The sequence below is a fragment of the Streptomyces sp. P9-A2 genome (assembly GCF_036634175.1).
Lineage (GTDB): Bacteria > Actinomycetota > Actinomycetes > Streptomycetales > Streptomycetaceae > Streptomyces > Streptomyces pratens.
Window position 1 is genome coordinate 6,477,054 of record NZ_JAZIFX010000001.1, and the last position, 22,604, is coordinate 6,499,657.

Annotated in this window: 18 protein-coding genes and 1 pseudogene; 14 read left to right on the forward strand and 5 right to left on the reverse strand. The window is 70.4% G+C overall.

From position 1 onward, the window contains the following. The first annotated feature begins 46 nt into the window (after positions 1-46). The 4 genes from V4Y04_RS29395 (at position 47) to V4Y04_RS29410 (ending at position 6,874) form a co-directional block, all read left to right on the forward strand. Positions 47-3,151 carry a DNRLRE domain-containing protein gene (locus V4Y04_RS29395; RefSeq protein WP_332431389.1) on the forward strand — a complete coding sequence of 1,035 codons (3,105 nt, stop codon included), beginning with the start codon at positions 47-49 and terminating at the stop codon, positions 3,149-3,151. Beyond that, positions 3,148-3,588, forward strand: a complete 441-nt coding sequence (locus tag V4Y04_RS29400; RefSeq protein ID WP_332431390.1) for a hypothetical protein — start codon at positions 3,148-3,150, stop codon at positions 3,586-3,588. The genes V4Y04_RS29395 and V4Y04_RS29400 overlap by 4 nt, the downstream gene beginning before the upstream one ends. Before the next feature lie 343 nt (positions 3,589-3,931). Continuing rightward, entirely contained in the window at positions 3,932-5,095 is a 1,164-nt protein-coding gene (locus V4Y04_RS29405; RefSeq protein ID WP_332431391.1) for an IS701 family transposase, read from the forward strand. A gap of 384 nt (positions 5,096-5,479) precedes the next feature. Next, positions 5,480-6,874 carry a Mucin-2 gene (locus V4Y04_RS29410; RefSeq protein ID WP_332431392.1) on the forward strand — a complete coding sequence of 465 codons (1,395 nt, stop codon included), beginning with the start codon at positions 5,480-5,482 and terminating at the stop codon, positions 6,872-6,874. Between the two features lie 154 nt (positions 6,875-7,028). Here V4Y04_RS29410 and V4Y04_RS29415 read toward each other — a convergent pair whose 3' ends face one another. Next, the gene (locus V4Y04_RS29415; protein WP_332431393.1) at positions 7,029-8,102 is read right to left on the reverse strand and encodes a hypothetical protein; all 1,074 of its coding nucleotides are present in this window, start codon (positions 8,100-8,102) and stop codon (positions 7,029-7,031) included. 341 nt (positions 8,103-8,443) lie between these two features. On the opposite strand from V4Y04_RS29415, the gene V4Y04_RS29420 reads away from it, so the two are divergent. The 3 genes from V4Y04_RS29420 (at position 8,444) to V4Y04_RS29430 (ending at position 10,178) form a co-directional block, all read left to right on the forward strand. Next, a complete protein-coding gene (locus V4Y04_RS29420) occupies positions 8,444-9,325 on the forward strand; it encodes a helix-turn-helix domain-containing protein (protein ID WP_332431394.1) in 882 nt (293 codons plus the stop codon). Beyond that, positions 9,322-9,522, forward strand: coding sequence for a DUF397 domain-containing protein (locus tag V4Y04_RS29425; RefSeq protein ID WP_332431395.1), 201 nt, complete (start codon positions 9,322-9,324; stop codon positions 9,520-9,522). Before V4Y04_RS29420 ends, V4Y04_RS29425 begins: the two co-directional genes overlap by 4 nt. A 215-nt stretch (positions 9,523-9,737) precedes the next feature. Then, the gene (locus V4Y04_RS29430; protein ID WP_332431396.1) at positions 9,738-10,178 is read left to right on the forward strand and encodes a hypothetical protein; all 441 of its coding nucleotides are present in this window, start codon (positions 9,738-9,740) and stop codon (positions 10,176-10,178) included. A 207-nt stretch (positions 10,179-10,385) separates the two neighbouring features. On the opposite strand, the gene V4Y04_RS29435 is transcribed toward V4Y04_RS29430, so the two are convergent. From V4Y04_RS29435 to V4Y04_RS29445, 3 genes are all read right to left on the reverse strand, one after another. Further along, positions 10,386-11,366 carry a sulfurtransferase gene (locus tag V4Y04_RS29435; protein ID WP_332431397.1) on the reverse strand — a complete coding sequence of 327 codons (981 nt, stop codon included), beginning with the start codon at positions 11,364-11,366 and terminating at the stop codon, positions 10,386-10,388. Next, positions 11,353-11,565, reverse strand: a complete 213-nt coding sequence (locus tag V4Y04_RS29440; protein WP_332431399.1) for a hypothetical protein — start codon at positions 11,563-11,565, stop codon at positions 11,353-11,355. Before V4Y04_RS29440 ends, V4Y04_RS29435 begins: the two co-directional genes overlap by 14 nt. 313 nt (positions 11,566-11,878) lie before the next feature. Further along, the gene (locus V4Y04_RS29445) at positions 11,879-12,532 is read right to left on the reverse strand and encodes a GntR family transcriptional regulator (RefSeq protein WP_332431401.1); all 654 of its coding nucleotides are present in this window, start codon (positions 12,530-12,532) and stop codon (positions 11,879-11,881) included. Positions 12,533-13,143: 611 nt separating this feature from the next. Between V4Y04_RS29445 and V4Y04_RS29450 the strand changes: the two genes are divergently transcribed. The 7 genes from V4Y04_RS29450 (at position 13,144) to V4Y04_RS29480 (ending at position 20,457) form a co-directional block, all read left to right on the forward strand. Beyond that, a complete protein-coding gene (locus V4Y04_RS29450; protein ID WP_332431402.1) occupies positions 13,144-14,058 on the forward strand; it encodes an ABC transporter permease in 915 nt (304 codons plus the stop codon). After that, complete coding sequence (locus V4Y04_RS29455) at positions 14,022-14,798, forward strand: ABC transporter ATP-binding protein (RefSeq protein ID WP_332431403.1); 777 nt, start codon at positions 14,022-14,024, stop codon at positions 14,796-14,798. The genes V4Y04_RS29450 and V4Y04_RS29455 overlap by 37 nt, the downstream gene beginning before the upstream one ends. 110 nt (positions 14,799-14,908) lie before the next feature. Continuing rightward, entirely contained in the window at positions 14,909-16,030 is a 1,122-nt protein-coding gene (locus tag V4Y04_RS29460) for an NrtA/SsuA/CpmA family ABC transporter substrate-binding protein (protein WP_332431404.1), read from the forward strand. Between the two features lie 56 nt (positions 16,031-16,086). Beyond that, positions 16,087-17,460, forward strand: coding sequence for an LLM class flavin-dependent oxidoreductase (locus V4Y04_RS29465; protein WP_332431405.1), 1,374 nt, complete (start codon positions 16,087-16,089; stop codon positions 17,458-17,460). A 52-nt stretch (positions 17,461-17,512) separates the two neighbouring features. Next, positions 17,513-17,947 carry an OsmC family protein gene (locus V4Y04_RS29470; protein WP_332431406.1) on the forward strand — a complete coding sequence of 145 codons (435 nt, stop codon included), beginning with the start codon at positions 17,513-17,515 and terminating at the stop codon, positions 17,945-17,947. A 180-nt stretch (positions 17,948-18,127) separates the two neighbouring features. Continuing rightward, the gene (ssuE, locus tag V4Y04_RS29475) at positions 18,128-18,679 is read left to right on the forward strand and encodes an NADPH-dependent FMN reductase (protein WP_332433037.1); all 552 of its coding nucleotides are present in this window, start codon (positions 18,128-18,130) and stop codon (positions 18,677-18,679) included. Positions 18,680-18,801: 122 nt separating this feature from the next. Next, positions 18,802-20,457: an HsdM family class I SAM-dependent methyltransferase gene (locus tag V4Y04_RS29480; protein ID WP_332431407.1), complete on the forward strand. Its 1,656-nt coding sequence runs from the start codon at positions 18,802-18,804 to the stop codon at positions 20,455-20,457. A gap of 441 nt (positions 20,458-20,898) precedes the next feature. Here V4Y04_RS29480 and V4Y04_RS29485 read toward each other — a convergent pair. Next, positions 20,899-22,367: pseudogene (locus V4Y04_RS29485) on the reverse strand (IS3 family transposase). Positions 22,368-22,604: the final 237 nt, after the last annotated feature.

Below are 22,604 nucleotides of genomic sequence, written 5' to 3' on the forward strand. Positions count from 1 at the left end.
CACCCTCACGGGTGATTGACAGGAAATAACCCTTACAGGGGAGAACATGAGGAGACGCTTCACGGCGGCGGCCATATCCATGGCCATGTCCGCCACACTGGTTGCCTCAGCGGGCACCGCACAGGCGGAGGGCGGTGGCGACGGAAGCCCCGCCATCACCACTTCCGGCCCCGCGGAGCACGTCACTGAGGCTCCGGACATCACCTCGGCGCAGCTCGCCGCCAAGCTCTCGGGACAGCGGGTGGAAGCCCTTTCCGAGCGCACGGTCGACGCAGGCACCTGGGCCAACCCGGACGGCACCCTCACCACGGAGTCATACTCCGGACCTGTAAGGGTCAAGGAGAACGGCCGCTGGAAGCCCCTGGACACCACCCTCGTCGACACCGGCGCACAACTGGAGCCGAAGACGGCCGTGGCCGACGTCGTCCTCTCGAACGGCGGCAACGAGGACTTCGCGTCGGTCAGTTGGGGCAGCCGCACCTTCGGCCTGGACTGGGGCAAGGCGCTGCCCGCGCCCCGGCTGGACGGCGACACCGCCGTCTACCCGTCCGTGGTCCCCAACGGCGATCTACATGTCACCGCCCTGCCGCACGGCTTCTCCGAGTCGCTGATCCTCAAGAAGCGGCCCACCGAACCGGTCGAACTGCGCCTTCCCGTCACCCTGGAGGGCATGGAGCTGAAGAAGACCGCCCAGCGGCATCTGCGGCTGGAGGACAGCTCCGGCAACCTCGTCGCCAGCGCTCCCGCGCCCCGGATGTGGGGCACGGGAACCGACCCCTTGTCGGGCGACCCGCTGCGCCACGCCGAGATCGCCACCACCGTGGAGGAGACCCCTCAGGGCACGGTGCTGGTCCTCAGGCCCAGCACGGCGTTCCTCGCCGACCCCTCCGTGACCTACCCGGTCACCATCGACCCGACCACCACCCTGGCCGCGTCCACTGACACCTGGGTCGCCACCAACTACCCGGACTCGCAGCGCGGCTCGACCGAGCTGAAGGCCGGCACCTACGACGGCGGCACCACCAAGGCCCGCTCGTACGTGAAGTTCGACGTCACCAAGTTCGCGGGCAAGAAGGTCCTCAACGCCGAGCTGCGGCTGCACTCGTACTGGTCCTCCAGCTGCTCCACCACCGGCTCGGGCGTCGAGGTCCGGCGCATCACCGGCACCTGGGACCCCAGCGGAGTGACCTGGGGCGCCCAGCCCGCGACCACCGCAACCGGCGCCGCCGTGTCCAAGTCCGCGTACGGCTACAGCTCGGCCTGTCCCGCCAACTTCATGCGCTGGGACGTCGCCGGCATAGCCCAGGCGTGGGCGGACGGCCAGCCCAACCACGGTGTCCAGATCAGGGCCGTGAACGAGAGCGACTCCCTCAGCTGGCGGCGCTTTCGCTCCGCCAACTTCGTCGCGGGCTCACAGGGCCCGACCGAGCCCGCGCTCTCCGTCACGTACAACACCCGGCCCGGCGCGGCCACCGCGTTGAACCCGGCCGCGGGCGCCGTCACCGCCGACACCACGCCCACCTTCCAGGGCAAGGCCAGCGACGCCGACAGCAACACCGTCCGCCTCACCTTCGAGGTGTGGAACGCCGACGGCACCACCCGGATCGCCCAGGGAACCTCCCCGTTCGTCGCCTCCGGCAGCACCGCCGCCTGGACCGCGCCCACCTTGGCCGCGGGCTCGTACAAGTGGCGCATCGAGGTCTTCGACGGCATGGAGTGGAGCGGCACCTGGTCCGCCTGGCGGACCCTGACCATCGACCCGACCGTCCCGGCGTCGCCCACCGTCAGCTCGGCGCACTACCCGGCCGACGGACTGTGGCACGGTGACTCCGGCCAGGTCGGCACCTTCCGGATCACCGACGGCACCGGCAGGGCGGTCTCCGCCGAATACACCTTCGACGGCGGCACGACGGTGGTCACGGCCCTCACCTCCGGCACCGCGAACGTCTCCTGGACGCCCGCCGCCCGCGGTGTGCACACACTGCGCGCCCGGGTCCGCAACGCGGCCGGCACCTGGTCCGACTGGCGTGACCACACCTTCCACGTCGGCGACATCACCGGCGACCTGACCACCTCGTTCATCAACGAGATCGCCGAGACCCACTTCGGCTCCCTCCTGCACCCGGCGGACGACACCACGGAGGAGGTCGAGGAGTTCCCGGAGGAGACGGTCGTCGAGGAGGACGACACGCCCCCCGGCCACGTCGAGGAGGAGGACCCCGAGGTCGAGGAGACCGAGGACTCCGCCGGGGCCGACGCGACCGCCCAGCTCCCGGACGCCGCGAACAGCTCCATCGTGGGCACCAGCCCCGACGGCGCCACCCAGACCCTGGTCAACCTGCCCCCGGCGGTGGCCTCCCCGGCCGAGCTGAGCGAGACCGGTCTGGTGATCTACCCCAACACCCAGCAGGACGCCGACACCGTCGCCGTCCGCAACAGCACCAGCGCGGTCGAGGTCTTCCACCTGCTGCGCAGCCCGAACGCGCCGCAGTCGTTCACCTACACGGCCAACATCCAGCCGGGCCACGAGATCACCGCGGTCAGCGAGAACACCCTGATGATCTCCGACGCGGAGGGTGACGCGACCGCCTTCATCTCCGCCCCGCTCGCCCTGGACGCCAAGGGCGAGACCGTGCCGGTCTCCATGCGGCTCTCCGGCAACGACATCATCGTCTCCCTCGCCCCCGCGCCGGGCCAGACGGTCACCTTCCCGGTCCTGCTCGACCCGGGCGCCGGGTACGGCGATCTGACCCCCGCGGAACGGAGTTACTGCCGCACCAACGCGTACGACTGCAACAAGGCCCGCAAGGATGCCGACAAGGCGTTCGGCGAGGCCGCGAAGCGCTACCCCAGGGCGTCTCTGTACCAGGGCACCGGCGACGCGTTCCGCCACTGCTACTGGAACGCCCGTATGGAGATCAACATCGACCATGAAACCGCCTACGAGGTCGCGACCCGTCATGAGTCGGAGTCCCGCGGTGTCGACAAGGAGATGGATCTCCGCAACAACAAGATCGGCCGCAAGATCGGCCGTGACTACCGTGGCAAGAGCAAGTCGAACCACAAGGCCCGCGACAAGTGCATCAGTTACGTCAAGAACGGAAAGCTGTGGATCATCAAGAGCAAGAAGCTTGTGAAGAGCAACGCATGATCCGTTTCCTTACGCGCCGCGTCGCTCCCGCGATACTGCTGCTCCAGGTCGCCTACGAGGGTCTGCTCCAGATCGCCTTTCTGACGCTCTGGCCGGACACCGCGGAACTCGACCACACCGATCCCTCCGGCTTCAGCCCGCTGAACGCCGCCCTGGTGGTACTCACGCTGGTGGGCCTGACCGGCGGTGCGGCCCTGCTGGGCCTGGAGCGCGTACGGTCCCGGGCGCCGCGTGTGCTGACGGTGACCTGGCTGGCCCTGCTGGGCCTCGGCCAGACGGTGCTCGCCGTGGTGGCCCTGGCCACCACCGGCAGCCCGGCGGGCCTCACCCTGCCGACCGCCCTGCTGTTCGCAGCGGCCTGCGCCACGGTGGCCGTCGCCTGTGCACTGACCATCCGCACGGGCTCCGGAGCCGTCCGGCTGAACACGGCCGACTGAGGCGACAAGCCGACGGCCGATACGGAGGCGGCTCCCCGGAAGGTGCGGGGGGCCGCCTTCGGCGTGCTCCGCCGGCCTGGGCCCTGGCCACCAGTTCAGCAACCAGACCGTCATCCACAGCATCCAGCGCATCCACGGCGGCCTCCCCGGCCTCGATGTCACTCATCACGTCAGTCATCAACTGTCGCTTCCAGCTCGGGAGTTAAACCTCGACTTTCGACGTTTTCGTTGATCGTCGCGCGGGTCGCTCAGGCGGGTGATGTGACGTCATCTGGCCGCGCTGGCCGGAGACAGCAGAGAAGCATCGGCGGTGCTTTCGTCGCCTCCGGGGAGGGACCCGCCGATGCTTCCGGATCCGACCGTACCCGCTTCGCCGCTCGCCGTGCTGGAGTTGGTGCGCGGTTGCTTCACCGCGCCGACGTTCCGCACCTTCGCTGCGCTGGTCACGGGGCTGATTGCGCAGACGGGCCGGTGCACGGTGACCGGGATGCTGCTCGGTGCGGGGTTGACGCGCACCTGGTCCCACGACCGCGCCCACGCCTTCTTCTCCCGGGCGGCCTGGAGTCCGGACACCCTGGGCGTGTCCCTGTCCCATCTGATCGTGCGGCGTCTGCTGCCCGAGGGCGCGGTGCTGACCATGGCGGTGGACGACACGCTGTTCAAGCGGCACGGGAAGAAGGTGCACGGTGCGGCCTGGCAGCACGACGGCGCGGCCAGGGGGTCCAGACCGGTCGGGCGCGGGACCTGCTTCGTGGTGGTCGGTATTGTGGTTCAACTGCCGTTCCTGGCACGGCCGGTGTGCCTGCCGGTGATGGCCCGGCTGTGGCGCCCGAAGCAGGAGCAGTCCAAGGTCGACCTGGCCGCGTCCATGATCCGCCTGCTGGCCGCCTGCCACTACCGGCGGCGCATCCACGTCGTCGCGGACGCCGCCTACCACGGCAGGGCGCTCCGGGATCTGCCCGCGACCTGTACGTTCACCACACGGCTGCCCGCCTCGGCGGTGCTGTACGACCTGGCGCCGCCGCCCACCGGGCGCCGCGGCCGACCCGCCCTGAAGGGCAAGCGGCTGGGCACGGCGAAGGACCTGGCCGACGCAGCCGTCTTCGCCGCATTCGAGGTCACGCGCTACCAGCGCACCGGGACCGTCCACCTGGCTGCGACGACCTGCCTGTGGTACGGCTCGTTCCACACCCGCACCGTCCGCGTGATCCTTCTGCGCGATGGGGACACCGTCAGCGGCTACGACCTGGCCCTGGTCACCACTGACCTGGACACGCCGCTTTCGGAGTTGGTCGCCCGCTACGCGTGTCGCTGGTCGATCGAGGTCGCCTTCGCCGAGGCCCGCGACCTGCTCGGGGCCGGCCAGGCCCACAGCCGCACCCGCCACGCGGTGGAGCGCACCGTGCCGTTCGGCCTGTACTGCTACACGATCACCGTGGTCTGGTACACGCTGCACGGCCACCACCCGGCCGATGCCGCCCAGCACCGCGAGCGGGCCCCGTGGTAGACCACCAAGGCCGCGCCGTCCCTGTCCGACATGGTCGCCAAGCTCCGCCGGGTGATCATCGCCGCCCGATTTACGCCCATCAGCCCAGACCGGCCCACGGATGAGGAAATCCGCGCCGTCCAGCAGGCGTGGGCCGCAGCCGGCGCAGCCTGATCACCCAAACCTGCCAGAACGTCGAAAGTCGAGAACATCACTCGTCGCCTGGAGAGCGCATGAATGTCGTTGAGAAGTAAGAGCACCCGACGTGGCGAGGGCTCTCGGTGATCACGTGCGGAGGCATCCCGGCCCGTGGCAGGATGACGGCAGGTCGACCCGAACGGCCGAGGCCGCGTGGGCGTCCGAAGCAGGGGCTGCGTGCAAAGTGCTGGGTCGGGGAGCTGAGACATGGTCGCCTTCTACTCCTCCGCGCTGGACGGAGTCGCTGCCAACCCGGCCCTCCCCACACCGCTGTTGCTGCGGCTGATCGCCTTCGACGGCGGGGGTCACGGCCCGCCCCTCCAGGCCCTCCACCGGCCGGGGCTGCCCGAGCCGGCCGTGGCGGCTGTCCTCACCCACCCGGTCCTGAACGCGCGAGTCCTGTTCGCGATGAGTGGCCAGGCGGAGCCCGAGCAGCGGGCCCGGCTCGCGGACGATCCCTCGCCCAAGGTGCGGGCCGCCGTCGCGAACGGACCCGAGTGGACCCACGATCCCCGGACGAAGGTCCGTCCGCTGCCGGACGCCGTGTGCGGGCGTCTCCTCGAAGACCCCGAACCGTCCGTACGCAGCGCGCTGTTGTACTCGCCCCACTTGGCGCCGTCCTTCCTCGCCTCCCTGGTCCGGCATCCCGATCCGGCCGCACGACGTGCCGCCCTGCGCGTCTGGGACGAACTGACGGCGGACGGGCGCGCCACACTGCTCGACGACCCCGACCCCGAGGTACGGCGGTCGGCCGCGCTGTGCGCGTGTCCGCACGACGCACGGCTCACGGCGGCGCTGCTCCGCGACCCCGCCACCCTGCCCGAGGCGCTGCGCCGGGGGCTTCTCGACCGCGCGGACGCCGAGCGGTTCCTCGCCGAGGGCGTCCACCTGGCCGAACTCGCCGGTAATCCGTCCCTGCCGGCCGACCTCGTGGACCGGCTCGCCGTCGACCCCGACGACGGGGTGCGGCTCGCCGTCTCCCTTCGGCCCGAGCTGACCGAAGCCCGACGCGCCGCGATCGACTTCACCGTGGCCCCGCACGCACGGGGTGACGTGGACTGGGTGGCGGCCGGCATCGCCGATCAGGAGGTGTTGCGGCGGGCCGCGGCCTCCGCCCACCCTCTGCTGCGCCGCGCCGCGGCCCGCAGCCCCTATCTGCCCCCGGATCTCCTGCGGCTTCTGGTCGAGGACGCGGACGTCGTCGTGCGCACCCACTTGGCCGTGTATCACCCCGACATCCCGGAGGAGGTCCTGATGAGCGTGTACGCATGGCTCGGCGGGACGTTCTCCGCCTGGATGGCGACCGGCCACCCTCGCTTCCCCCGCGAGGGGTTGGCCGCCCGCTACGCGGACCATCCGGACGGGATCTACCGGCAGCTGGCCGTCCGCGACCCCGCCGCCGGCCCTGATCTGATCGAGCGGCTCAGCCACGACCCGGACGTCTGGACGCGCCAGGCGGCGGCCCGTGACCCGCGCCTGCCGCTTCCCCGTCTCCTCGAGGCCCTCGCCCTGCCCGAGCTGGCTTTCGGCGCGGGTGCCAACCCGGCCCTTCCCCCAAGTGAGATGGCCGTGGTCATGGACGAGGCCGGGGTGCCCGGATGACGGCGGGCGCCTGGAGCGACGCGGCCGAGGTGCTCGGGGCCGATCCGCGTGTCCGTGGTCACCGCCCGGCGGGCCACCCGCGTCCCGGACGACGGCCCGCCCCAGCCTGCTCCAGGTGCACCGCCGCACGGTCGCGCGGGGCCGGGTGTCCGCGTCAGCACCAGCGGGTTCGGGGGCAGTTCCAGCCGCCTCCGCCGCCTCCGCCGGACGAGCCCCCGGAGCTGCCCGAGCTGTCCGGCAGGCCGTTCGGGAAGGCGCTGTTGCGGTTCCGGTCGCCGGGGAAGGGGTCGCGGTAGTCGGGGTCGCCGTCGTCGTCCCGGTCCGGCAGGCGGGGACTGTCGTCGTCCTCCCGGCCGGGTTCCGGGCAGCCGTTGCCCGGGTGGGTCAGCTCCAGGGTCACCCATGTGCCGATGGTGACGTCCGCGTCCTCGGCGGGGTCGGTCACGCACACCCGCCAGTCGTCGTACTCGCCCTCGTCGGGCAGCGTGTCGTTGAGATACGCCGTGTCCGCCATTACCCGGTCCTCCGGGACGATGTCGAGGTCCACGACCTCCTTGTGCGCGGTCTTCCAGGTCTTCCGGACCAGGTCCGGCATCTTCGGCCACGGGATGGCTCCGCCGTCCGCCCCGGGACACGGCGCGCCCGTCTGTACGGCACCGAAGTCGATCGTCTTCCTGTCGGACGACGTCCAGCCGGTCTTCTGGAAGCAGACGGTCCAGTTGGACCGCATCCAGATGCTCTTGTCGTCGTCTGACGCGTTGTGGTCGTCCACGCCGAACCCGGCGGCCTCGGCCTTGTCCCGCGCCTCGTCCAGCGGCAGGCCCCGGTAGTCGGCGGCCTTCGGCCGGGGCTTGGGCGCCGGCTCCCCGTCGTTCCCGGTCGCCGAGGGCGTCGGCGAGGCCAGGGCGCCGGCCGCACGTCCCTTCCCGTCCGCCTGGGCCACGGGAGAGGTCCCGTCCTCGGGCGGGTCCGGGATGACCGCGCCGAGCAGCGCCATGGCCCCGATGGTGGCGGCCACCTTCACGCCCTTCTGCCAGGGGCTGTCCTTCCAGATCAGGACGATCGCGAAGATCAGCAGGAAGAAACCGAGGAACGTGTTGACCAGCCCCAGCAGGGGCACGGCGAGCACGAAGCCGACACGGGCCGGGGTGGTCAGCCACCACCGGGTGCCGGGAGCCGCCGGGCGGCGGTAGTGCGGCGGCGTCGGAGGGGCGGGCGGGTGGTGCATGGGCGGTGTTCTTTTCTTGAGCAGGGTCATGACGGGCCCGCGAGGTGAGGTCGCTCCGGCCGTCGGTCGAGCGACGGCATCGTACAGGGCGCGCTAAAAGACCCCAAGGGTGGATCAGTGTATGCCGGTCGCCCATCCACGGCTGTCACACCTGATGGGGGGAACTTTCGGACTTCACATGTTCACCGACGTTTTGGGGTTTTAGCGTTGACGCCGGGTGAGGAGCCGACCGGGGGCGCTGTACGCGTCCCCGCGGGGCTTGTAGGCGGGGCGGGCCGTGTCCCTCGGCAGGGTGGGGGAGTTGGGCGGACCGGCCGGTGGGCAGCGGAGGTGAACGGGCTATGAGCGAACTGGTGCGGGAGCCGGGGGAGACGGCCGAGCAAGGAGAGCCGGGGCAGGACGCGGTGCCGGGACCTGCTCCGGAGCCGGGGACGGGCATCCTGCGGGTGTTCGGGCGGCAGATGAAGCTGTGCCGGTTGCGGGCGGGCCTGGAGCGGCCGGAGGTCGGCACGCGGACCGGCTACTCGCCGTCGACCATCGCGGCGTACGAGCAGGGGCGGAGGGTTCCTCCGCCGAGGTTCATCGACCTGGTGGATGAACTACTGGATGCAGGCGGGCTGTTGAAGGAGATGAAGGAGGAGGTTGCTCGGGCGCAGTACCCGGCGTTTTTCCGGGATGCGGCAAGGTTGGAGGCGGAGGCGGTTGAGCTATGGGTTTACGGAACCCATGCGGTGCCTGGCCTCTTGCAGACCGACGAGTACATGCGGGCTGTCTTCGAGATGTGGCGCCCGTTGCTGGATGAGGAGACAGTTCAACAGCGCATCGCTGCACGGCTGGCTCGACAGGGAGTTTTCGCCCGAAGGCCTGCTCCGTTGGTGAGCTTCGTCATCGATGAGTCAGTTCTACGGCGGCCGTTGGGAGGCCGCGCTGTCATGCGTGGACAATTGGAGCAGTTGCTGCTCGTTGGCGCGTACCGCAACGTAGAAATCCAGATCATGCCGTTGAACCGAGAGGACAACGCTGGAGTGGATGGGCCGTTCACCGTGCTGCACAGGGACGGTGAAGATCAAGTGGCCTATCTGGAGGCGCAGGGACGGAGCACAATCGTGTCGGAGCGAACAGAGGTCCGCGGCATCGTGTCGCGTTATGGGATCATCCGAGCGCAAGCTCTCACTCCGCGTGAGTCCTTGGCCTTCATCGAGAAGTCGCTGGGAGAACTATGAGCGTCGAAGAGACCGTCCAGCTCGACTGGTTCAAGAGCAGTTACAGCGGCGGAGCTGGTGGTGAGTGCGTGGAGGTGGCCACCTGCCCGCACACCGTGCACGTGCGGGACTCGAAAGACACGAACCGCATGAGCCTAGCGGTCGATTCGGAGGCGTGGACCGCGTTCGTCGGGTTCGCTGCTGACCGGATCGGCTGATTCGCTGTCTTACCGCTGTGCCCTGTGGCTCCGAGGAGAGTCACAGGGCACAGGCATGTCCGGGCTTGCCCGACGGTCAGGCGTTCACGGTCACTGGCTCGGGCGGAGTCCACCGCCCGGCAGTAACCTCCGCGTCTAGGACCTGTCCTGGCGATCATCCGGTAGGGCGCCTCGATGATATTTTGACCGGAATCGTGGGAGTGGTGGGCGAATAAGTGGACAGTGACCTGCGGCGTGCGGTCGTCATGACGCTTGGCGAACTCGGGCGAAGCGATGACTGGCGTGACCGAGCGGATGCCGGTCACAGCCTGGCAGGGTTCGCCGAGATGCGGGAGGCCGTAGAGCCGCTGCTGGGGCTTGTACTCGACCCTGGTGACACCTTCGTCACCCGACGGACCGCGGAAGGCTTGCTTCGTCGAAAGGACAGGGTCGGACTGACGATAGTCGCGTCCGCGCTGGTAGTCGCCAACGACAATCACGCCGATTGGATCCACACCGCAATCGTCGATGTCTTCAGCATCTTCTCGGACGACCTGGACGAGGCGCTACGGCTCTGCGATGAGATGTCGGACGACACCGACGATCGTGTTGCCCGGGGGGCCCGTCGGCTGCACGAGAGTCTGGCAGAGATCGATCCCGTTCTTCGCCCCTCATAGAGGGGGCGATCGCTGTTGTGAGAGTTTCGCCGCGTACCGCTCCCTGCCGGCGGCTTCGAGGGCCCGGTGCGTCGTCGTGCGGAAGCCGCCGGTCCGATCGTGGCGCCGGGACCGTTCCGGGGGGAGGCTTCACGCCGTCCCGTCTGGGCGGGAGCGGGTGCCGGGGGGAATGACCCGGCACCCGCACACGGTACGGCGGGCGGCGGTTCAGCTGTTCGCGGGCGGCGTCTGAGTCATGGGCAGCGACGGGTCGGCCGACCATTCCTCGATGGATCCGTCGTACACGGTCACGTCGTCCCGTCCCAGCAGGACCAGGACGAACCCGAGCAGCGTCGCCGAGATGCCGCCGCCGCAATAGAGGAGCGTGCCGGTGTCGGCGGGCAGAGCACTGACCGCCTCCTCCAGCTCCGGGCGGGGCCGGAACCGGCCGCGGGAGTCCAGCAGCCGGTCCTTGGCAGGCAGGTTGAGGCTCGTGGGGATGTGGCCGCGGCGGGTGTACCGCGTGGGCGCCCAGCCGTGGAAGGCGTCCTCGCCGAGCGCGCACACCAGGACCCGGTCGGGGCGCGAGCCGTTCATGACGTCGAGCACCTCGGACTTGTCCACCAGGGTGCCGCGCTGCTCGGCCGGCCAACCGGCGCCGGGCGCGGCCGGGCCGGCGGCGTCCAGGTCGGCCGCGGGGCCGGAGGCAGCCGGTCCGCCCTGGGCCAGCCACTCCTGCAGACCGCCGTCCAGGACGGCGACGGTGTGCAGGCCGATCTCCCGCAGGGCCCACCACACGCGGGTCGACCACATGCGCGAGGCGTCGTCGTAGACCACGACGCGGGAGTCCGGGCCGACGCCCAGCTCGCGCAGGGCGGCGGTGAACCACTCGCTGTCGGGCATGGCGTAGGAGAACCCGGCCTCCGGTGCGGCGAGCGCGCCCGCCAGGTCGGCGTAGCGGGAGCCGGGAATGCGGACCCGCTCCCAGTCGTCCCGGCCGGTGGGCAGCGGGGCGGCGTTCCCCGCTCCGTCCGCACCGGGCGCGGAGGCGTCCGTCGGGAGGGGCTTCTGCCGCACCGTGGCATCGAGCACGACGAGGCCGGGGCGGTGCAGGTTCTCCCGCAGCCAGGCGGCATCGACCAGCGGTCCCGGCAGATCGACGGCGGCGGCCGGCGGGGTGGGCACGGCGGGGTGGTCAGGAAGCGGCATCGGTTCGCCTTCCGTAAGCGGCGGCAGGGTGGTCGGGCCGTACGCGTCGCCGGCCCGGGCCGTGGAAGCTCTCCCGCAGGGTCGTCCCCTCGTAGTCCTCCCAGACGCGTCCGCGTGCCCTCAGTTCCGGGACGACCAGATCGATGAAGTCGCCGAAGGAGGCCGGGGGGAGGATGTCGGTGCGCGGGTGCCGCGTCACGCGACAGAAGCGGCCCGGCCGGCGAGAGCGGGACAGGACCGGCCGGTGGAGGCGGCGGCACGGTGGCAGACGGTTCCCTTGGGGAAGAACGAGGGAACGGACACGTGGGCACCGCCTTCCGAGGTCACAGAGCCCGGCTCTGGGCGTGGCCCGACGATAACAGACCCGTTCGGCGCCCCGCGTTGCCTGTGCGAACGGCGTCCTACCAGGTGACGGGCCCTTCGCCTTGGCCCGCCACGTGTGTACCCCGGTGTGTGCGGGGCGCGGAGCCGACGACGCCCGGACCGGACTCGGGACGGGGCTCGGACGGGGCTCAGGACCGTGCGAGGGCCGCCATGCGCAGGTCCTTGGTGCGGCTCTGGTGCTCGATCATGTACTGCCCGGCGGCCGCCGCGTCGCCGCGGCGGACCGCGTCCAGGATCCGGGCGTGCTCCTCGACGATCAGCGCGAGGTTCTCCGGCTGGGTGGTGGCGCCGAAGTCGTACACCTTCAACTGGGCGTCCAGACGGTCCATCAGCTCGATGATCGTCGCGTTGTGCCCGGCCTCGCGCAGCACCCGGTGCCACTGCTCGTTGAGGTCCTGCAGCTTTGCGGGGTCCGCCGACGCCACGGCGCACTCGTGGACGTGGACGAGCCGGGCGAGGTCGAGCTCGGTCCGGCGGGTCGCGGCCGCCTGCGCGGCCGTCGACTCCAGGGCGATGCGCGCCTCGCAGATCTCCAGGATCTCCTGGGGAGTGCGCGTACGGACCACGTAGCCGCGGGTGGCCTGCGTCACCAGGCCTTCCTGTTCGAGCCTGATCAGCGCCTCCCGGACGGGAGTGCGCGAGACGTTGAACTGCGTGCTGAGACCGGTCGGGATCAGGACGGTTCCGGGCGGTGACTGGCCGTCGAGGATGCTCCGCCGGATACGGGCGTAGTGGCTGCCCGTGCCCGCGTCGGCGCCCCGGTCTCCCCGTGCGGTGCTCAAGCCGTTCGCTCCTCTTCCGTGTCGAGGGCCGACCCGCCGGCGGCGCACGCAAAGCGGCGCTCTCGGCGGACAGGTGTTCTCGCGATTCGAGACGGTCATAGTCTGCCACTGTCTACATGTGTATACAGTTGCTTGCAGTTGAATCCGGACTTGAGTTCCGTCGCGTCCTCGGGTCCGGGTCCAAGTGTTCGAGTGGATGACCCCTATACGCCTGACAGGATCACGGGAGCTTCTGATGCATCGTGGCGCGCAGCCAGGGCGATACGCCGCCCACCCGGCGCACCCGGTAGCCGGGCCGACCTCCCGTTTCTGCAACAGCCTGACGAGCCGTCGGCACATCGACCTCATGCGCGTCTTCAGCACGGGCTGTTGCTGATCACACGCCTCCTCCGCCCGCCGCGTCCCGGCCGCTGAATCAGCGGCGGGCGCGGCTGTGTCCGGCCCGATGCCAGGCGCGTCTCCACTTCGTCGCACGCCCCGCCCGTTCCTCGGCACGGCGTGGGAGCCGGCCCCGGGCACCGCTCCCACGACTCCGCAGGCCTCCTCGGCTGCCGCCGCTCACCGGCCAGGCGGCCCAACGGGTGGCCGAACCACTCCTGAAGGGGATCTCCATGCCCGAGCAGCTGCTGCTCGCCAAGGACCCGCAACCGCACTCCGGCCCGCCCGGTCCGTCCGACCCGTCCGGCCGGCCCGGCGCCGGAAAGGACCGGGGGACCGGGTCGCCCTCCGCCGCCCGCAACCGCCGGGTGCTGCTGCGTGCCGCCCGCACGGCCGGCCCCTGGGTCGTCCCCGTGCTGGTCCTGGTGGTGTGGCAGTGGACCGCCGCGGTCGGCATCCTGCCGCCGTCCATCCTTCCCGCTCCGGAGGCGGTGTGGCGGGCGGGAGCCGATCTGGCCGCCACCGGGGAACTCCAGTTCCACATCCTCACCAGTCTCCGGCGCATCCTCCAGGGCTTCGCCCTCGGCGCGGCCACCGGCCTGATCCTCGGGTTCCTGGTCGGCATGTCCAAGGTGACCGAGATCCTCCTCGACCGCTCCCTGCAGATGGTGCGCACCATCCCGCACCTGGCGCTGGTGCCACTGATGATCGCCTGGTTCGGGATCGGCGAGGAGCCCAAGATCCTGCTCGTGGCACTGGGCACCTTCTTCCCCATCTACCTGAACACCGTGACCGGCATCCGCGGCGTCGACCCCAAGCTGCTGCAGCTCGGCCGCTCCTACGGACTGGGGCGGTGGAGCCTGGTGCGCGACATCGCCGTCCCCGGGGCGATGCCCACCATCCTCTCCGGTATCCGGTACTCCCTCGGCGTCGCCTGGATGACCCTCGTGATCGCCGAGACCATCTCGGCCAGCGACGGCATCGGCTATCTCGCCCAGAACGCCCGCGAGTTGCTGCGCACCGACCAGATCGTCCTCGCCATCGTGCTGTACGCACTGGCCGGTCTGCTCGCCGACCTGCTGACCCGGCTCATCGAAAGGAAGGTGCTGCGGTGGCACCCGAACTACCGTCCCAGGGCGAACCAGTGACCCCGGCGCGGACAGGTGCCCGGCTCGCCCTGGAAGGCCTGGGCCGGCAGTACGACGGCCGGTGGGTCCTGGAGAACCTCGACCTGGAGATCGAATCCGGCTCGTTCGTCTCCTTCCTCGGCCCCAGTGGCGCGGGGAAGAGCACCCTGCTGCGGATCATCGCCGGACTCGAGAAGCCGAGCGCGGGAACCGTCGGACTCCAGGGAGAAGGTCCGCAGCCGCCCATGGTGCGGATGATGTTCCAGGAAGACCGGATGCTGCCCTGGCGCTCGGTCGAGGACAACGTGCTGCTGGGGGTCAAGGGCCGCCGGGACGAGGCGCGCGCACTGCTGGAGGCGGTGGGCCTGGGCGACCGCGGCGGCGCCTGGCCGGCCGAGCTCTCCGGCGGGCAGCGACAGCGCGTCGCCCTGGCCCGCGCCCTGCTCCACCACCCCGAACTCCTGCTCCTGGACGAGCCCTTCGGAGCTCTGGACGCGATCACCCGGATCGCCATGCAGCAGCTCCTGGAACGCCTGTGGCTGGAGCAGCCGCGCACCGTCCTGCTGGTGACGCACGACGTGGAGGAGGCGCTCGTGCTCTCCGACCGCGTCCTGGTCCTGGCCGACGGCGCCGTCGGCCGCGACCTGCGCATCGACCTGCCCCGCGGGGAGAGGCGCGGCCACCCCCGCCTCGTCGCCTGGAAGGAAGAACTGCTCCAGGGCCTTCTCGCACCGCACGCCGCCGCCCCGGCCGACGTCTGAGCCCGCGACAGCACGCCACCGCGGCCCCGCCCCGCGCATCCGCCCACCCGAGCGACGCCTCCCCGAGCGACGCCCCACCCGAGCAACGCCCCACCGAGAAAGAACCGACCGTGACCGTGAACCGCCCGTCCGCCCGTTCGACCACCGGAGCCTCGCCACTCCTGTCCGGCAAGCTCTCGCGCCGCGGTGTCCTGGCCGCGGGCGGCCTCGCCGCCCTCGCCCCGGCCCTGGCCGCGTGCGGCGGTGGATCACGGCCCGGCTCCGCCTCGCTCGCCGACGGCGTGCCGCAGAAGCTGCGCTACGCGGTCATCGGCAGTGGCAAGACCGGCATCCCGGCGGCCCTGCGCTACAAGTTCGAGGGCGTGGACCTCGGCAAGGAACTCGGCGGCACCACCGTCTCCTGGCCGTCCGGGTTCACCGCCTCGCTGCCGGTCATGGAGGCGCTCAAGTCCGGCAGCGTCGACTTCACCTTCGCCACCGCCACCGCCGTGGCCTACGCGATCGGCGGCGGCGTGCCCATCGTGCCGCTCGCCGCCTACCCGCTGCCCTCCAACGAGGTCGAGATCCTGGTCCCCCAGAACTCGCCCATCCAGGGTGCCGCCGACCTCAAGGGCAAGCGGGTCGCCGACCAGCAGGGCACCACCGGCACCTACAGCCTCATCAAGTACCTGGAGACCGCCGGCCTGCGGCTGGACGACGTCGAGTACGTCAACCTGCCCGCCGCCGACGCCGAGTCGGCGTTCGCCAACGGCAAGGTGGACGCCTGGATCAGCTGGACCCCGGCCATCAGCCTGGGCCGCGCCCGGCACAAGGCACGCTCGCTGCCGAAGGTCAGGACCTACGACCACACCTTCTACGTGGCGAGCGAGTCGTTCGTCGAGGAGTTCCCGGAGGCCGCCGCGAAGGTCGTCCGCGTCATCCGGGACACCCAGCGCCGCATCAACGCCCGCCCCGAGGCCGCCGTCGACTTCTTCGACAAGATCGGTGGATTCGGCTCGGAGGACCTCGAACGCAAGGTCTTCCTCGAGGTGACCAAGGACAAGCGGCAGTCGGAGTCCCTCGCCGACACGCTCGGACCGGTGGACAGCAAGGCGAGCGAGAACACCCAGGACCTGGCCGACAACTTCCACGACCTGGGCGTCTACCCGTCGAAGATCGACGTGACCGGATTCCTGGAGGACTCGCGGTTCGACGCGATCAAGAAGACGGTGGCCGCCGAACTGGCCAAGTGACGGACCCGGCGTACCGCACGACACAGCGCACCACAGCAGGGAAGAGAGAACACGCAGTGAGCACCCCCCAGAACAAGATGCACCTCGCCGCCTTCGTGACCGCGGGCCCCGGCCGGCCCGGCGGCTGGCGCCACCCCGGATCCGAGCCCGGCTGGCTGTCGGCCTCCTACTACCAGCACATCGGCCGCGTGCTCGAACAGGGCAAGTTCGACCTGATGTTCCTCCCGGACATCCTGTCCGTGCCGGACCGCCTCGGCGGCAGCATGGACAGCCAGCTGCGCTACGGTGCCCTCGGCTCCCTGCGGCTGGACCCGACGCCCGTGCTGTCGGCGGTCGCCGCCGCCACCACCCACCTCGGCCTCGCCGCCACGGTCTCCACCAGCTACTTCGACCCCTTCCCGGTGGCGCGCTCCCTCTCCACGCTGGACCACCTCAGCGACGGCCGCGCCGCCTGGAACGTGGTGACCTCCTTCCAGGACTCCGAGGCCCGCAACTTCGGCGAGGACCGGCACATCGACCGCGACCAGCGCTACGCGCGGGCCGACGAGTTCCTCGAGGTGGCCTGCAAGCTCTGGGACAGCTGGGAGGACGACGCCCTCGTCTTCGACGCCGAGACCCCGCTGTTCGCCGACCCCGACCGGGTCCACAGCATCGACCACAAGGGCGACTGGTTCAACGTCCGCGGCCCGCTGAACACCCCGCGCTCGCCCCAGGGCTACCCGGTGATCATCCAGGCCGGCGCCTCCCCGAAGGGCCGCGACTTCGCCGCGCGCTGGTCCGACGTCATCTTCTGCAGCCACGCCTCGCTGGAGTCGGCCAAGGACTTCTACCAGGACATCAAGGCCCGCGCCGTGGCCCACGGCCGCCGCGCCGAGGACATCAAGATCCTCCCCATGGCGACCCCCATCATCGGCCCCACCACCGAGGCGGCCCGGGAGACCGAGGCGCGCCTGTTCGAACTGGTCCCGCCGCTGGCCGGCCTGTCCACCCTCGCCTACCACCTGGACATCGACCTCTCGGAGCTGCCGCTCGACGAGCCGCTGCCCGACGTCGACGTCCCCGGCGTCCAGGGTCACTACCAGGAAGTCGTGGAGATGACCCGGCGCGAGGGCCTGACCCTGCGCGAGCTGGGCAAGAAGTACGGCGGCCGCACCGAGGGATCGTTCGTCGGCACCGCCGCCGAGGTCACCGACGGCATGGCGCAGTGGTTCACCGAGGGCGCCTGCGACGGCTTCACCATCGGGTCCGTCCACACCCCGGGCGCCTTCGAGGACTTCGTCCGCCAGGTCGTGCCCGAGCTCCAGAACCGCGGCCTGTTCCGCACGGAGTACGAGGGCAGCACCCTGCGCGACCACCTCGCCCTGGAGCGCCCCGAGACCGGGCAGTGGCACGACCGCCGCCACGGCAACGCCGACGGCGACAACGGCTGACCCCGCCCTTCGTACACCGGAACCCGCACAGCGACGCCAAGGACCTCACGGCATGACAGCAGCAGGCGACATCACGAGCATCACCGGCCGCACCACCGACACCCCGGGGCGCCTGCTGGTGACCGCCCGGACGAACCACTTCGTCTCCGACGCCCGCACCGGCCCGGGAGAGGCCGTCCAGGCAGGAGAGCTGCTGCTGTCCTCCCTGGCCTCCTGCTCCCTGAGCAACATCCAGCTCCATGCCGAGGAACGCGGCTCGGGCCTGACCGGGGGCCGGGCCGAGGTCAGCTACCAGCGGGACCCGCAGGACCCCACCCGCTACACGTACCTGCGGATCGAGCTACTGCTCGAGGGAGTCGACCAGGACGAGGCCGATGTCCTGGTCGGGCTCTTCACCGACAGTTGCCCGATCTACAACACCCTGCGCCGGGGCGGCCACGTCGACGTGGCCGCCCGGGTGCGGGAACCGCTCGCCGACGCCGCCTGAGAACCGGACGCCCTCCCCGAAGCCGGGCCACGCCGAAACCCCGCCCGAGGCATGGCCCCGGGCACTCATCGGCATGTCCGCGAACGAGGTGACGGGCCGGGCCGCCCACCCGGCCCGGCCCGCCCCACCACATCCCCCGCCCCACCACATCCCCCTACGTACACACCCGAGGTGATCACCGTGGCCACCGTCCTGTCCGTCTCCGGCAGCCCCTCCGCCACATCCCGCACCGCCCGCCTGGTCCGCCACCTGGACGCGCGGCTGACCGCCAGAGGCCACGAAGTGATCCCGCTGGACGTACGCACCCTGCCCGCCGAGGCGCTGCTCGGTGCCGACTTCGGCCATCCCGCGATCCGCGAGGCCACCGCCCTGTTCGAACGTGCCGACGGTGTGGTGATCGGCACCCCCGTCTACAAGGCGGCCTACTCCGGCCTGCTCAAGTCCCTTCTCGACCTGCTCCCGCAGTACGCCCTGACCGGCCGGACCGTACTGCCCCTGGCCACCGGCGGCTCCACCGCCCACGTCCTGGCCGTCGACTACGCACTGCGCCCGGTCCTCGCCTCGATGGGCGCCGAGCACATCACCCCCGGCTGGTTCGTCCTCGACAAGCACCTGGCCACCGCCCCGGACGGCACCCTGGACATCGAACCGGAGACCGCCCGCCACCTCGAACGCGTCGTCGACGGCTTCGCCTCCGCCCTGGAACGCAGCGTCCTCCAGCCCGCCGCCTGAACAGGGGCAGGTGCGTCGCACTGGACCAGAGGAACCGAGTACACGCGAGGCACTGAAGTCACGTTGCCGTTGTCAACAGGTCTTTACCTGGGGGTCGTTTTTAGTCCGTGTACGCTAGAGGCATGACGGACAATGCCGCCCCACCGGTAGGCCCTCTTGTCACCGGTTCCGAGATTGCCCGGTTGGCCGGAGTCACTCGGGCCGCTGTCTCCAACTGGCGGCGGCGCTACGACGACTTCCCCGCTGCGGCGGGAGGTGCCGCGAACAGTCCGCTCTACGCGCTCGCCGAGGTCCAGGAATGGCTGGACAAGCAGCGCAAGGGCCAAGAGGTGTCACCCGAGGTCGAGTTGTGGCAGGCCATGCGAGCCGCGTACGGGGAACAGATGGTCGCGGGTCTGGCCGAGGTGGCCTCGGCACTGGCCGGAGAAAGTGGGCAGGGCCTGCCGGAGGACGTCGCCACCCGTGTGCGAGAACTCGCCCGGACCGAAGCGCCCGTCGACCTTGTGAAAGCACTGACGGAACGTTTCACGGACTCCGCTCGGCGTGCGGGATCGGACCAGGTGACGTCCGAGCGCGTGGTGCGCGCCATGTGTCACCTCGCTCCCGAACTGCGGTCCGACGCCACGGTGTTCGATCCCGCCTGCGGCATCGGGGTGCTGCTCCTGTCCGTCGCCTCCGAAGCGGGAGCGCGCTGCTGCGGCCAGGAGACGGATGCCGACAGTGCCCGCTTCGCGCAGCTCCGCGCCGACCTCCTGGGCCGATCGGGCGTGCGCATCGCGGCAGGTGACTCCCTGCGCGCGGACGAATGGCCGGATCTCAAGGCGGACCTGGTCGTCTGCGACCCGCCGACCGGCGTGACCGAGTGGGGGCGGGAGGAACTGCTGCTCGACTCCCGCTGGGAACTCGGTACCCCGTCCAAGGCCGAAGGGGAGCTGGCGTGGCTCCAGCACGCCTACGCGCACACCGGGCCCGGCGGCCAGGTCCTCATGGCCATGCCTGCCTCGGTCGCCTACCGCAGGGCGGGCCGCCGCATCCGGGCAGAGCTCGTACGCCGGGGGATCGTGCGCCAAGTGGTCGCCCTGCCGCCGGGCACGGCGACCTCTCACGCCCTGCCCGTTCATCTGTGGTGTCTGAGGCGCCCCGAGAACACGGGAGCCGCGGACACGAACCAGACCGTGCGCATGGTCGACCTGACCGGCAACAGCCCCGACGGGAGCCTGGAACCACGCCCCGACCAGGTCGCCGACGTGCCGCTGATCGAACTCCTCGACGAGACCGTCGACCTGACCCCCGGCAACCATCTCCGGTCCCGGCACCGCGACTATCCCGGTGAGTACGCCGCCCTGCGCGAGGAACTGGAGGACCAGGTCCGTCGGCTCGCCACCCTTCTGCCCGCACTCGCGCCGGGTGGCGAACCGGGCTCACTGGACGGTGCCACCACCAGCGTCGCGGATCTCGCCCGCGCCGGACTCGTCGCGTACGACGGTCCGGAGCCGGTCTCGGCCAGCGAGCAGCTCGACACGGACTATCTGCGGGGATTCCTGCGCAGCTCCGTCAACGCCCGCCGGTCCACCAGTGCCAGCGGTACCTACCGACTCGACGGCAGGGGTTCACGCATTCCCCGCATGGGCATCGACGAGCAGCGTCGGTACGGCACCGCCTTCCGGTCCCTGTCCGCGTTCGAGGAAGGCATGCGCAAGGTCGACGAGCTGAGCCGGCAGCTCGCCGACGTCGCCCGTGACGGCCTCGCCGCGGGCGCTCTGGTGCCGGAGGAGTGACGAGGCCGGGGCGGGCCACCCCTGACGGGTGCCCCGCCCCGAACCGCACCTGTCCGCACCCGTCCGCGTCGGCACGCGCGTCGGCACGCGCGTCGGCCGGCCGGCACGGGCGTTCTGGACGGACTCCAGGCGCAGTCTCTTGTCCGCGTTGAGTTCGGCGACGCTCATGGCCTGGAATTTCGCCATGCCTTGCGCACTCCGGCTCGGCCCGGCTTCTCCAGGGTGTCGTAGCCGTCCCAGAAGCTCTGGGCGAAGGCGAGCCGGGGCATGAGGGCACTTCCTTTCCGCCTGACGGCGTTTCATGATCGAGAATGTGGGGTGGCAGCGGCCAGCCGTCCGGAGCTGACGGCAGATGTTCACCCCTTCGGGAGGCGCCACAGCACACTGGGAATTCGAACACTGAGCGGAACCTGTCAAAGCGATCAAGGCAGGTAGATCGTTCTAACGTTGTGCCGGGATCAGTGGGCCGTCTGGTGTCGGCTTGTTGATCCAGGCCGCTTGGGGGAGTTTCGGCGGCTCCGGTAGCTTGCGGACGAAGCGTTCGGGGTGCTTCGCGTAGACCGCCCGGAGGACGTCGGCACGCATCTCGCGGAGCTGCCCGGCGAGACCGAAGTGCACGTCGTAGGGCGTGTGCAGGCCGATCCCGGAGTGCCGATGCTCCTCGTTGTACCAGGTGAAGAACTGGGTGCACCACGCCCGGGCGTCCTCGAGGGATCCGAAACGCTCGGGAAAGTCGTGCCGGTATTTCAGGGTCTTGTACTGGCTCTCGCTGTACGGGTTGTCGTTCGACGTCTTCGGCCGCGAATGCGACTTGGTGACGCCGAGACCGGCCATCATCTGGGCGACGTTCTGCGCGACCATCGGGGACCCGCGGTCCGAGTGGATCGTCAACTGCCCTGGCCCGATGCCGTACTTGGCGATCGCCTCGGACAGGAACCGCTCAGCGAGATCCTTGTTCTCCCGGTCGGCGATCATCCAGCCGACCGTGTATCGGCTGAAGATATCGATGATCGTGTAGAGGCAGTAGTAGACGCCCTTGACCGGCCCCTTCAGCTTCGTGATGTCCCAGCTCCAGACCCGGTTCGGGCCCTCGGCGACCAGCTCGGGCACCGTCCTTGGTGGGTGGACGGCCTGACGGCGGCGTTCACGGACCTCGCCACGGCGTCGCAGGAGCCGGTACATCGTCGACTCCGAGCACAGGTAGACACCCCGGTCCAGGAGGACCGCGTAGATCTCGGCGGGCGCCATGTCGGCGAACTCCGGGGAATGGAGCACATCGAGGACCCGTATCTCCTCTTCGGGCGCGAGAGCGCGGGGGTGCCGGCGCCGTTTTTGCCGCGGCCTGGCCGGGGCGGGGCTCTGGCGGTGGTGGCGGTAGTAGGTGGCCCGGCTCACGCCGAGCGCGGCACATGCCTGGACGCGCCCGACCAGCCCGGTGAGCTCTTCGAGGGCGTGGTCGCGGGCGGTGTCGAACACGGCCGCGGGGTCGGCCTCGATCACTTGGTGTTCTCGCCGTTCTGGTTCGCGGCGCTGTCCGTGGCGAACTGGTCGAGCAGCGCGGAGAGTTTTCCCTGAACCTCGATCACGGTACGGGCCTTCGCGAGATCGGCTTCCAGGCGGGCCTTCTCCGCCTTCAGCTTCGCGATCTCCCTGTCCCTCGGGTCCATCTTCGGCCGTCCGGCCGGCGCGGCGAGCGCCTGCTGGGCGCCCTTGTCCCGCTGCTGCCGCCACGTCGTGATCAGCGACGAGTACAGACCCTCCCGCCGCAGCAGAGCACCCTTGCCCTTCTTGTCCAAGGTCTCGTACTCGGTGAGGATCCTCGCCTTGTACTCCGCGGTATACCGGCGCGGGCCGGTCGACCGGGCTTCCACCTGCGGATCAGGGGTCCCGTGGTCGTTCGTGCTGGCCACCCGGGCACTACTCCTTCTCCGCCCTCGACTCAATGAATCATCCAGTATGCCTGACTCGACCTACTTTGACAGAGAGGGGAGTGAGCCGCTTGCCGCCGTCAGGGAAGGCGGCCGGCACTCGCCCGCGTGACGTCGATGCTCCACGACGGTGGCAAGCGCCGTCCCCACGACGGACGGGAAAACACGTTGGCCGGCTGTCGCCGAGCTGCGACGATGCAGCTGTTTCCCATACGGAGG